General features: G+C 67.4%; 5 protein-coding genes. All 5 read right to left on the reverse strand.

Going from position 1 to position 13,087, the window contains the following annotated elements:
* Nucleotides 1–3,554: FxSxx-COOH system tetratricopeptide repeat protein (fxsT, locus tag ACFQ3T_RS00045; RefSeq protein ID WP_380718295.1), on the reverse strand; the 3,554-nt coding region annotated here is incomplete at its 3' end.
* Nucleotides 3,547–4,494, reverse strand: a complete 948-nt coding sequence (locus ACFQ3T_RS00050) for an AAA family ATPase (RefSeq protein ID WP_380718297.1) — start codon at nucleotides 4,492–4,494, stop codon at nucleotides 3,547–3,549. The genes ACFQ3T_RS00050 and fxsT, both read right to left, overlap by 8 nt.
* Nucleotides 4,494–6,542, reverse strand: coding sequence for a vWA-MoxR associated conflict system protein (locus tag ACFQ3T_RS00055; protein WP_380718300.1), 2,049 nt, complete (start codon nucleotides 6,540–6,542; stop codon nucleotides 4,494–4,496). The genes ACFQ3T_RS00050 and ACFQ3T_RS00055 overlap by 1 nt, the downstream gene beginning before the upstream one ends.
* Nucleotides 6,539–7,495, reverse strand: a complete 957-nt coding sequence (locus tag ACFQ3T_RS00060) for a hypothetical protein (protein WP_380718302.1) — start codon at nucleotides 7,493–7,495, stop codon at nucleotides 6,539–6,541. The genes ACFQ3T_RS00055 and ACFQ3T_RS00060 overlap by 4 nt, the downstream gene beginning before the upstream one ends.
* 251 nt (nucleotides 7,496–7,746) lie before the next feature.
* Nucleotides 7,747–12,882 (reverse strand): sacsin N-terminal ATP-binding-like domain-containing protein, encoded by a 5,136-nt coding sequence (locus tag ACFQ3T_RS00065; protein ID WP_380718304.1) that lies wholly within the window; start codon nucleotides 12,880–12,882, stop codon nucleotides 7,747–7,749.
* Between the last annotated feature and the right edge of the window lie 205 nt (nucleotides 12,883–13,087).

Below are 13,087 nucleotides of genomic sequence, written 5' to 3' on the forward strand. Positions count from 1 at the left end.
TGGGCGTCACCGGGCCTACCCAGGTCACTCAGTACATGCCCAAGGTTGTTCAGACGCGTAGCGACCTCCGGGTGGTCAGGACCGTAGGCTGCTTCGGTGATGGCCAACGCCCGCTCGAGCAAAGGCTGGGCGTCACCGGGCCTACCCAGGTCACTCAGTACATGCCCAAGGTTGTTCAGACGCGTAGCGACCTCCGGGTGGTCAGGACCATAGACGGCCTCATCAATCGCCAGCGCCCGCTCAAACAGGGATAGAGCCTGGCTGGGAGCGCCATGAGTCTGCAGGTAGGTGGCCGCGCGGTCGAGTAGCCACACAGTGTGCCCGGTGGTGGATGGGATGGTCGTGGTGTTCTCGTACACGGCCAGGACGTGAGGTAGGAGCGCCCGCCACCGCGGCCAGTTCTCCGGAGCGGTGACGATCTCGCCCGGCAGATCCGCCGCGAGCAGCTCCTGAACTACCGACGCCGGGGACATGGAATCTTGTGTCGATGCTGTCGGGGCGGTGCGGGCGCGCAGGGAGTGTTGGAGCAGTCGGTGGGCGATGGTCACCTCGTCATCGGAACGCCGGGCCAGGAACCAACCGACCAGCGTCCCGACCGTCTCGGCAAAACCGTACGGATCCGCGGCGGCTTCGGCCAACGGGGCGGGCAACGCCTGCGGGTGGGCGGTGAACAGATCCAGGGGAACGGGTTCGGGCGCCATCCAGGCCAACAGGTCCAGCAGTTGCACCGCCGCCCGATCCTGCCCGTCCAGGGCCGTCAGCGACAGATCCCACAACGTCGCCAGCGTCTCCTCGCGACCGGCGACCCGGCCCCGGCCGAACATCTCGGCGGTGCGGGTGCGCAGCAGGTCCAGATATGCGGCGACCGGCAGATCGGTGGCCTCCAGATAAGCCGACGCCTGTTCCAGCGCAAGCGGCAGGTCGCCCAGCCACTCGGCCAGCGCACCAGCCGTGTCGTCGGTGACCCCGGGCACGCGACGCCGCAGCAGCGCCACGCTCTCGGCTCGATCCAGCACGTCCACGTCCAGCACCGGGCCCAACGAGCGGAACCCCTGGCGTCGGGTAGTTACCAGCACCCGCCCGTCCCCGGAAGGCATATACGGCCGGAGATCAGCGGCATCTTCGGCGTTGTCGAACACCAGCAACCACCGCCGCCGTCCCCGCAATTCGGCCAGGACTCCGGCCGCCGTGGTCTCGGGATCGGCGTCTGCGTCGAGGCCCAGCGCGGCACCCAGTCCGGCCAGGTGGTCGGGGATCAGTGCGGGTTGTTGGGCGGGGATCCACCACACCAGGTCGAAGTCGGCGGCGAACCGGTGCACGTACTCGATCACGAGCTGCGACTTGCCGACCCCGCCCAGGCCCCGCAGCGAGTGCACCGTCAGCGCCCCCGGCGATCGCATCGCCTGCCGCAACCGCGCCAGCGCCCCCCCACGACCGGTGAAGTTCGGGTTCCGCGCCGGCACATTCCACACCTCGGGCAACGCACCGGGGAACCGCGGCTGGCGGACCACCGCCCGCGTTCGGTCCGGGAAGCCCGGTGCGGTGCCGGGCTTCAACCGCCTCTCTGTGGCACCCTGCACCACCCGGAGCAGCCGGGCACGGGCTTCCCGCGCCGGTATGTCAAACAGGTCTTCCGATACCGCCGACCCCAGCAGGCCCGGTCGATCGCAGTCCTCCACCCGCAACACCAACAGCTTGCGGTTCTTACCCAACGGCGCATCACGCCACGCGGCCTCCCACTCCGCCGCTCCGTACGTCGACAAGGTGTAGGCCGACGACAGCACCGCGATCGTGCACTCCGCCTGCTGTACGCCCTCCTGCATAGTGGCGACCCAGTTGCTGCCCGGCACGATGTCCCACGCCTGGATCAGTACCCGGTGACCGGCCTCCTCCAACTCCCACGCGATCCACTCGGCCCACTGCCGATCGTCCTGCGTGTAGGAGATGAAGAGATCCCAGGCCGTGGCTGCTCGGTCCGGATGCTCGGGGGCAGAACGGGTATCCCGCGTGTTGTCGAAGGTTCTACTGTTCCGCGTCAGGATGTGCCGCAAGCCCGCTGCGGCAGCGGCAAATGGATGGGGTTCCGCAGGAACCAGGGTGTCGGCCGTCGGATCGACGGCCGAGGCGGACAACGAGGACGAACCGGTAGCGCGGTTGGTGGGCGTGCTGGCGGCGATGTGACGGGTGAGAGCGTCGAACGTGCGCCAAGCGTCGTGGTACGTCAGGTGTGTACGCAGTCGGGCGGCTGCTTCAGGGCGGAACGACATGACGGGGTGGTCCGGGTCGGGATGCTCGGTCTCCAGCAATCCGCTAACGAGGAATTCGGCCACGTCGGTCAGATCGGCCTCGGCGACGGAGGCTTGGCGGATGAGGTTGAGCAGCGGCAGGCTGAACCGCTCGAGCGGGGAGCACAACACCGCCAGTCGAGCGGCTGGCGGTGATGCTGTATGCAGGAACGCGTCGACCAGTTCGACGATAGGGGTTTCTGTGGCGTCCTCGTCCACTTCCAGTTCAAGCCACTCGAGGTTGAGAAGCACAGCACCGCAGCCTTCAGGGTCGCCACGCATCAATGCCTTAGCCCAGCGGGCGAACCCTGGCGCGGTGAAGCCGACCACTGGGATGGGCAGCCAGTCGGTCTCAGGTTCGAGCGCCCTTAGCCACAGCGGGAGGTGGTACTTGAGGGCAGTGTTCCGCACGCCTGGAGTGTCCGCAAGAACTCTTACTGACGGATGGTCCAGTCCGGAATGCGCCCAGAGATGCGGCGGTAGCGGGTTGACGAGCAAGGTCGGAGTGGTCGAGCCGAGTGCATGGACCAGTTCCCACACTCGCGCAGACCGCCATCCTGGAGAAGCGAAGTCCGAGATCAGCAACACCAGTCGTCGTCCACCGGGAACCGCTACCCTCCCAGAGGGGTGTTCCACCTGCACACCGCGGTCGTCGGTGACCGTCGAGGTGGACGGGTTGAGTTTCCAGTTATGGGTGCTGCGGAAAGCACCCATTCCGCGCACAAGGGCGGTGAGAGAGATGATTTCCTCCCGCCACACCGCCATGGAGGCTGTGGTATCCCTGATCACCACCACGTCGAACCAGCGCTCGGGTTCCGGTGTCATGACGGGCGTCAGGATGCCACTGCTCGCGTAGGCGTCAACGGTTGCTTCGATGTCGAGGACGCTTCTCGTACCCCGTAGCCAAGGTCTTGTAAAGGGGTGGAATGCACGGCCGAATGCCAGTGAGTTGGCGAGGGGACGTGCAGGGGCCACGGTCACCTCGCGACCGGGTAGGACATCGGTGCTCGTAGCGAGGCGTTCGTGCACCTCTGGGGTTGCCGTTTCTCTCTGGTCGAGCCTGCCGGTTCGCGTCGCGCGAGCGGGTATCCCAGAGGGCTCTTCCTGCTTCGTCGGCGAGGTGTTGCTGACGCCGACGGGTGCACCGTGGGATCCCGCCGCGTTTCCTGCGGTGGATCCGAGCCAGAGGGCGTCGGCGACCGCCAGTACATCCACGTCGGGGTAAACTTTCCCGATCGCGGTCAAGACGCGGCGCAGTGGATCAGCCATTCGTCAGCTCACGCAAAAGCAGGTCTCGTAGGTGACCCGAGTCGGGTACATCCTGTTCGGCGAGGAGGTACACAGCGTTGAGGAGTTGATCGATCGCCAGCCTTTCTCCGCGGTGGAGCCGCTCGATGAATTCAATGACCAGAGCGCTGCCGTCATGGTTCGCGCCCGAGCCGAGGTGTGCGTCGATGATCCGATGGAGCATCTCCGGTGTCGGTGCGGGCATGGTGAACCGGATACAGCGGCGAAGAAACGCCTCGGGGAAGTCCCGTTCTCCGTTGCTGGTCAACACGATGAACGGGAACTCATGACATGAGATCCGGCCGTTAACAACGTGCGTCCGGTCGTCGCTGTCCCATAGGCGCACAGCGATCTCACGCTTCGCGTGTCTGGCCAGTTCGGGGATTTCGAACTGGCCTCGCTCGAGCACGTCTAGCAGGTCACTGGGCAGGTCCAGATCGCTCTTGTCGATCTCGTCCACGAGGAGCGCGCGTGGTTTCCCCGAGGGTGTCGGGACGAGGGCGGTGCCGAGTGGCCCAAACTGGAGGTAGTCCGCGATGTCGTCACGGTCCTCGGTAGTGTCGCCACCGCTGTCGGACCGGGCCAGCCGCAAGTTCTGGGCGTGGATGCGGCCGAGGGCATCATATCGGTAGAGCGCATCCCTCAGCGTGCTGCGCGAGGTGATATGCCAACGCAACACTGGCCCCAGGTCGAGTTCGTGGGCGACCTGTTCGACAACGGTCGACTTTCCAAACCCTGCGGGACCGCGCAGGAGCAGCGGACGGCGCAGTCGCACAGCGGCGTTCACTGCCTCCACCAGTCCTGGCGGCGGTTGGAATTGTTCGTGCTGCGAATGGCGGGGAAATTTCCGCCATGGCGGCGCTTCGGGGAGTTCGACGTCGCGCCGGACACCGTCTCCGCGGTAGTAGGGCGACCAGGTCATCACGACTCGCTCTCACCGTTGGCAGATGCGTGTTCACGAACGTTCTCGGATCGGACGGTGCGTAGTTCGAACCAGCGGCAGAAATCCAGCCAACGGATGTCATGCCACGCGGTACGCACGTTGGCCAAGCCCCGCGAAGGCCTGTCGAGCTGTTCACGGAAGGCCGCCGTGAAACCGCCGGGCAAGGTGTCCCATCGCTGTCGGACCACGTTGGGCCACGTGTCGTCGGACTCGCCGTCACGCGACGGCCACAGCAGGACCGGCGAGTACGGGAGCAGCATTTCCAAGACATCGGCGAGGTTCGGCGGGCGGTGGTCTATCCCGATCGCGCGGCGGAAGGCACCGGACTTCAGCTTGCCGCCGAACGCGGTCACGTCGTGCAGATCTGCTCGGGTCACCCAGTCGAGCGGCACGTCGTCATCCTCGTCGATCCGGCGCATCGCCTCGCGTGCCCTTTTGTTCATCCGTTGGTGCACTCGGCTCGGGCGTAGTCGACCACTCCATTGGGCGAGCACATCGTGTTCGGTGCCAAGGTAGTACAAATCCGTGTCTATTTTCTCGGGATGCCAGTCGACGTCGGCCAGCACGTCGGCTGGCACCGCGATGTCGATGTAGCGCAGGGTCTCGTCAGGGCCTAACTGGTCGAGCGCCCACTCCCGTGCACTGGCCAGCGCCTTCTCCGTACCGTGGCGGGTAGGGTACGGACAGTGAAAGGTTTTCTGCGGGGTGGAGACCGCACCTGCGCGGAGCAGCCACGCCCGTAGGTGATTCGGCCACCCCGTCGCCTCGTCGGACGGGGCCAGGACCAAGCGCAGATCACCGTGCTCCGGCGTCTCAGCCAACGCGGCGAATGCGTCATTCAGCTCTGTGTCCAACCCACACGCACGTGACCACTCGCGCAGCCGACGGTCGTCGGCAGGGATTCCTATCTCGATCGCCAGGGCCGCCATGAGCCTGGCCAACGGCTTCCATGGGTTGCCCTCCACCGTGCCGACCCGCAGAGCCGCCTCTTCCAACAGGCCGACCACAAGAGCCGTACCGGACGACCTGACTTCGCTGAACACCCCCGCCCGCCGACCCGCGTTCCTCAGCTTCGGCGTGGTGAGGGCGCCGACAGAGTTCTCGCGCAGGAACTCGGCGGCGCGGATGGCGAAGGTCAGGCCCTGAACGACATGAAGGACATACATGCCTTCCAGATCACCCGACCGCGCCGCGTCCCGGAGTTCGTCGAGTGACCGCATTGTCCATGTCGCAGGCAGGGCATACCCCGCGTTCCACCGGGCGATCGCCGCAGCGAGTTCCTTCCTGCCCAGAGCGCCCACGGAGCCGATGGTCGTTGTCGAGAGATCACGCCGGTTGCGGACAAGCCAGAGCGCCCCCGATTCGGTGCCTCCGTCGAAGACGAGAGAGGCCGGTGTCTGTGTGGAGACCTTCGTGCGCAAAGCGGCCATCAGGCGCCCGGTGACGTAGAGCTGTTCCCTCTCTCCTGGCATGCCGTCGCGCGCCAAATCGGTCAGCGCGAAGGTGAAGTTCATGTGGTATGAGCGCTGGTTCGATGCCGACGACATCATCACCGCCAGCCCGCTCTGTCCGTTGGACACACCGCTGACGACTTGTCGTACGTCCGGGACACCGCTTGCCGAATAGCAGGTGTCCACCAGGGCGATCACACCTTCGATACCGGGTTGTTGCGCCGCTTCGGACAGCAGTTTGCCGACGTCGACGCCTGACGCGGGCTCGCCGTCTCTGGTGTCGTGGGCCATGTAGTACAGGGTGGAGCCATTCGGTGAGAACCCGTGGCCTAGCAGAGCCACGACCAGCACGGCACCTTCCGCACCGGCCTCCGCAATGGCGTGGCGAACGGCTGCCTCGACTTTCGGTTGCGTCGCCTCGCCGATAAGCGCATCGCCTGTCGCAGCACCCAGATCCGGCGCCTCCAGCACGCCGCGTAGTTCCTCGGCCGCCCGTTCCAGATCAGGCAGACGGACCTCCGCCGATGGGCATTGCGTCGCGATCACCACAAAACGCCTGGGAACCGAACCGATCATTCGCACACGGCCTCAGTAACGGGGCCCGCCACTGCGGGTTGGACGAGATACTTGATCGCGCTGTGGACCCACAGACCGTCGGAGTCCACCCGGTTGGACTCCGGGAGCGTTCCGCGGACGTTGGCGACGATGAGCCGTTCCAGCCTGGGGCGGGCCACGACGATGTCGTCACGGTCCCAGAAGTTCAGCCACCGCTCGACGGTCGGCGGGGTAGTCGGTGGAACGGGCCTGACCCGGTGTAGGACGACGGCCGCAGTCGCCAGTGGTGATCCGAGTGTGACCAACAGTCGCACCGGACGTGCATACTCATGGAGCGCCTCGAACGTCACCACCGACCCGAGCGAGTGCGCGACCAAGATGACCGGCCGATTCTCGGGCAGCGCGGCCAGGACGCGTTGCCTGACCCGCTCGTCGAGTGAAGCCCCGTCCAGGACTTCGCCGCGCCCGAGGTAGCGGCCCACCTGGGCCAGAGCACCGAGAAGCCGGCGCTCGGTCACCCACTGACCGGCTCTGCGCAGCCCTGGGATCCGCAGCACGGAGGTCAAGGCCGCGCTCAAGACCCGCACGACTTCCCCAACGCCCTGCGCTCCCTCGGCGGCCAACTGCGACTTTGCCTCTACAAGCACGCGCACGGCTCGCGGGTCTTCGACTTCCGCGCTCAACTCGTCCACCAGGGTCGTGACGAACTCCAGGAGGAAACGCGCTTCACCCTCCGAGACGACGTCCGACGTCCCCTGGGCTCCTGCCGTTATCATCAGGTCGCTGTAGTCGACGAACCTGACGTCGGTGGACGTCGACAAGGCAGCGGCCGACTTCCCGTGCCCGGCTCGCCGGGCACCCTCAACCAACCCTGCCAACCACTCGCCGCGCATGAGGGCTGCATCGCGCGGACCGCCGATACCATGGACGAACACCAGAACAGGTGCCGCCTGTGGGATGTCGAAGTCGGACATCCATACCTCCTCCGACTTCGCGGATCAGTGCCTATCGTATACCCGCCAATCGGCCATGCGCACCGAAACGTTTCACCTGCAAAACCGCGAAGACCACACGCCAAACATGAATGACACTCACTATCATGAGTCGATCCAGATCGATGCCCATGGAAGATCCGGGCCGGGTCTATCTCGTGATCGGTTCCGCACCGCACCGCGCGGTCTCAACCCCCGATACCTGCAGGTAGCCCAGCACCTTGCGACTCCACTCACGGGGTGCCGGGAGCGAAGCCGAGCCGGAAGGAACGGCCGACAACGTGATAGGTGGCCATACCGCCGGGAGAGAACGGGTTCGGGAGCACACGCAGGCGTATCTTGGCCTGGTCGAGGACGTGGGTGACGAAGACGATTCGGTACTCCTCGTTCTCGGCCAGGTCGTTGGCCCGCCGGACCTCCGACTCTCCGAGCGCGAACTGCGGTAGGTCGTCAACGGTGGACTTCACCTCGTAGAGGATGGTCTTGTCGTTGGTTTTGACGAGGAAGTCGTACCCGAGCCTGTCGTCACCTTTGCCGTCGGCGAGGTGGTCGGAGCGGTAGCCGGAGCACCAAGTGTCCTCAGGCGGGAGCTCGTACTTGCGGCGTAGCCACTCGCCGACGACGATTTCGCCCGCGAGTCCGATGAGCTTCGTCTTGCTGGTCGAGACCGAGGGCGCGCGCCACCCTGGCGCACCACCGCTGCTCGTCTTGCCGGTCGCTGTCGCCGATGGGAGCAGGCCGGACTCCTGCGGAGCGGGATCGGTGCCCAGGACCTCCGGAGGGATGCTTGCCCGGAGCGCCTCGACGAGTTCGGCTCGGCTTTCCTGATCGGCGGAGTAGCTCCTCCCGCCGTACTGGACCAGGTCGCCTTGGCTCTTCGCCGCGTGTTGTTCGCTGTCGAGCCGGTCGCGGGCCGCGTCCAGGTCCGCGTCCTCCAGGTGCAGCGGGCGGAGTTCGGTGGTCGCGGGCATCCCCTCGGGCCACTGCTCGTTCTTCCGCAGCCACTCGATGACGTCGTCGGTCAGGGGGCGCCGGAAGTCCAGGAGCCCGGCCTGGACCATCGCTTCGATGTTGTCGACCGCGTCTCCGGGGCGTTTGCCCGACCCGCCCGCGTTGCGGTGCAGCCATGCGTCGACGACGATCCGCGCCCGGTCCAGCCGCTTCGCCACCTCCCGTCGTCCGCGTTCGCGCAGCTCGTCGACCGGAGGCAGGGACCGACCAGGTTCGAGTGGCGAACCGATCTCACCGAGCCAAGAGTCGACGCGGTCGCGGAGGAGGTCCGCGCTCAGGTTCCAGTGGGTGTCGAGCCAAGCCCGGTCTGGTTCCAGTCCGGGCAGCTCGCGCAGGCGGACGTACTCATCCAGCGCCCCGCCTTCCCGGAACACTCGAGCGAACCGGTCGCGCAGCCGGTCCCTGATCTCGGACCTGTGCCGCTGCAGGTAGGCGTCGAACTGGTGCTGGTGGCCGTCGCCGTTGTGGAGCAGGTTGAGGCCGAGCGCGCGCAAGCCAGCGTTCGCCCGGGCCAGGGCGATGTCGAGTTGCCGGGTCGCGTCCAGCAGGTCGTTCCGGCGGGCGAGGGTGAGGATCCGGTCGGCGTCGAAGCCGTGCGCGATCAGCCACGTCCGGACCTCGTCCTGATCGGCGATCCGGTCCCGGACACCCTGCAACTCCTCGGCGGCGGCGACGTCCAGGCAGGCGATCAGCTCCAGGACGGGCGTCAGCGCGAACCGGTTGCCGGCACTGTCGCCGACGAGCGCGTGCAGCTCGTCCAACGGCATCTTCAGCACGGCGGCGACATCCGCGGGCTCGGGGGTCCCGTCGCCGCACCGGGCGGCCAGGTCGATCAGGGCGAGCCGGAGGCTGGCGGCGATCGCGAGTCCGCCCCTGAAATCGGCCAGTGCCGCGGCGGCGGACTGCAGCACCGACCACCGGTCGCCCGAGCCGCGCAGCGTCACGATCACCTGACCGCGGTCCGGCGAGGACACCCGGATGGAATCGGGCGCGAACTCGTGATCCACCTGGTGCCCATCGATCACGGCGATGATCGAGTCGGCGAGGACCACCTCGATGTCTCCCCGCAACGGGTCGGCCGTGCTCGTCGCGGGCACGCGGCTCACCGGCAGGACGTGGCGTCGCTGCTCGGCGATCGCGTCGACGAGAAGGGGGAGCCAGTCGCCGCCCAGGTCGGCCAGTGGGCGGCCTGGCTGGTCAAGCGGGTCCACCCCGTCGACCAGCACTCGGACCGCCGCGTCCGAACAACTTTTGATCCGGGTGACGCCGTCAGCCACGAGTGCCCGCCGCACCTGGGCGGCCAGCGTGTTCACGCGGACCGCGAGCACGGGGACCGGGGTTTGCGCCAGCAGCGCGGTCTCCGTCGCTCCCGGTCGGTCGTCGGTGTAGACGGCGGGCCCGTCCAGGTCGAGGTCGACCACGCTGAGCGCACCCCTCGAGGTCACCACGATCGCGTGGGGCACCTGCACATCCGGCCCGCCGTTCGCGAACAGGTCCCGCCAGGCTTGCTCGTAGGCGGTGCGCACGATCGCCGCCCGAGGACCCTGCCGCCCGACCACCTCGTTGATCTCCGCTAGCCGATCCGCCGCGGTCGTGGAGACGTCCCAGAACCGAGCGCCCAACCACGTGAGTCGTTCGCGAACCCGGTCGGTCAACAGCGAGCGCCACGCGGCCGGGGCCGCGCTCAGGTAGTCGGGAGTATCGGTGTCGCCTACCCACCAAGCAGCGCGCAGCGGTGCGAAGAACTGCCTCGACCGCTCACCCGGCGTGGTCTGCAGAACCCAGTCGGCCTCATGCAGGAAGGCGGCGGCGAACGATGGCCAGGTCGGCTTCACCGAGTCAGTACTCGCCTGGAAGGTGGCTTTGAGAGCGGAGTCCGGCCACACGTCGAGCCCGCGCAACACCAGCTGCGCGTAGAGCCTGCGGGTGTCGTGGGAGAACTCGGCCCAGTCCTCCTGTCCCGGCAGGAAGGCGATCAGGCCCGAAATCTGGTACTTGGTGCTGTCGAAGCTCGGCTTGGTCGCGCGCCGGGCGGCCAGCTCACGCCACGCGTCCTGGGTCTTCGCACTGAAGTCGGCGGGGAAGTTCGGCACCGAGTGCGGGTTCTTCAGCTGCTTGCCGGACACGTGGAAGTTCCTGGTGGATGTCCACCACGGGACCAAGCCGTGGTTGACGCCCAGGGTTTCGAAGAAGGTCCGCTCGTCGTCGACTGCGTCCGACCGCAGGAAGTCCTTGTCCAGGACCCGCTCGCCGATCTGCTCGAGCTGGTCCGAGACGGCTGCGGCGGCGTCGACCAACTCGGCGAGCAGCCGATCGACCTCGTGCTTCGGGCCGCGCCACCCCGTCCCGAAGTACGCTTGCCCCGGCACGCGCCACCCCGCACGGGTGGGCACGAGCAGATCGGCCTGGCCCAGCGCGTTGTGCCGCCGTTCCGCGGGCGTGCCGAGCCACAGCGCGAAGGCGAACCGCAGGCACGCGGACCTGATCTCGTCGTCCTCCGCGTCCCGCATAACCTTGCCCAGCAGTTCGAGGACTGCGTCGGTGCGGTACTCCCGAACCACGCCCTCCAGCCAGCGGCGACCCCGGCGCTGCTTGCGGTTGCCGTCGACCCAGCTGATGTCACCCGGCATGAAGGCCAGGCGAGCGCGCACAGCCTCGGGCAGCTCGGGCAGTTCACCGCCCTCACCACGCACTCGGCCGAAGTAGATCATCGGGTCGTGGTCCTCGTCGGCGGCGTGGAGCACGCCGTCCTCCGTCACGATCACCCGTCGGCCCACGACGGCCTTCACCTCGGGCAGCGCGTCACTGAGCTCGTCGTAGAAGTCGGCCCACACGTTCGGCGCGGCCCCGCGCGCGAGCAGGTCGGCGGCGAGGGTTTCGGCGAACTCCGCGACGTGCTCCGGCTCCACGTCCACGGGCAGCCCGCACGCCTTGGACAGCGCGCGGACCCGCCGAATGTGGTGCTCGTGAAGGTCGTGGCGCATTAACGACGACTCACCGGCGGCCGTGACGGCCTCGGGCGTGAACACCGCGCCACTGCTCGACCACAGCAGCGCCTCAGTAAGGGGTACCCCTTCGTCATGGCCCAGCGCGGGCAGCACCGGAAGATCCCGCAAAGCGTGGCCGCGTGATTCCAAGGCGACGACCAAGCGGTCCAGCCAGCCCTCCGACCAGCACACGAGGTCGAGTCGCACCCCGACCGGCAGGGTCAGTTCACCTCGGTAGGCGGCGATGAGCGCGTCGGCACACAGCTCGGCGACCTCGTTGAAGAGCACGTCGTTGAGGTGGACGGACTCCTGCAGGTCGCGCCGGTCGAGGCGGGCGAAGAACGGCCCGTTGACCAGCGCGGCGAGCGGGTAGCGGGTGTTCGCCCCCAGCGGCAGGAACGCGTTGACACGCCCGTGCTCAAGAGGCGCGCCCAGCGGCACGGCCACGCTGACCGTGCCCTCGCCCTCCCACTTCGCCCAGCTGGACCCGACGGTGTTGTCCGCGCGGCTGGCCAGGATCGCGGCCCGCATGGCCGCCTCGCCCACGGTCCGCTGGAAGAGCAGGTACTCGCCCCGCCCGGCGAGGTCTACGTGCTTGATCGACAACGTGCCCGTGCCGGGCCTCGGACGAGTGGTGCGGGTCAGTCGCTGCGTGCGCTCACCGCCCGCGTTCCGAACCCGCAGGGCGATCTCGGCCACGCGGAACAGGAACAGGTGGAATGGCACTTCGTCGTCGGCGAGCTGTGCCAGCTGCTCCTTGGCGTGTTCCCGCGCCGCGGACGAGCGCAGAGGCAGGCGGATCACCGTCGAGAACCCGCGCCGGGCGAAGTCGTCGACCACCTCGGGGGTGTCCGCAAGTGGCACGGTCACCTTCAAAGCCGACACGTTCTTCCGCAACTCGTCGGCCAACCCCAGGCGGTCCTCGCCCGACCGGGCCGCCAGCTCGTCGAAGTCGGAGGGGCGGCCGAAGCGGAACCTGAACCCGTCGAAGCGGCCCGAACCCTCGCTGAGGCTGCTGAACACCTCGGGGCAGTCGGCCAGCTGGAGCACGCTCTTGAAGCCCACCCCCTTGTTACCGATGCCCTCGTTCGGCTGCTTGGTGCTCAGTGCGATCAGGCACATCGAGTCGAAGTTGTCCGCGTTCAGCGGGTTCCCACCGTTGGCCGCGTACAGGACGCCGTGCTCTCCCTCGGTCTCGTCCAGGAAGAACTCAAGCCGCCCGTCGAACCGGGCAGGATCGTGCGCATCGTGCCCGTTCTGCAGCAGTTCGACGACCGTGCGCCCGTCGTAGTCCGCAGCGAGAACGCTCTCGGCCGTCTCCTTCAGCTCTCTGGCCATCGGCTGACCGACCTCGGCACCCTTGAGGTACATCGCCACCACCCCATCGGCCTGCCGATTCACCCGACCCACCGCGTCGAGCGGCGGCCCACCAGGGGCGTCGTGAGCAGACAAGCGGACAGCGGAATCGTCGATCACACAGAGGTTTCGGTCCAGGGGAGTCCGCTGTTACGTAGTCGGGTGCAATTCAGCGCCCTAGCCGGGCTCCGGCGTCGGGTCTGCACGGTTCTGACGTCCG

Origin of the sequence: Saccharothrix hoggarensis, assembly GCF_042678885.1 — a bacterium.
Taxonomy (GTDB): Bacteria; Actinomycetota; Actinomycetes; order Mycobacteriales; family Pseudonocardiaceae; genus Actinosynnema; species Actinosynnema hoggarensis.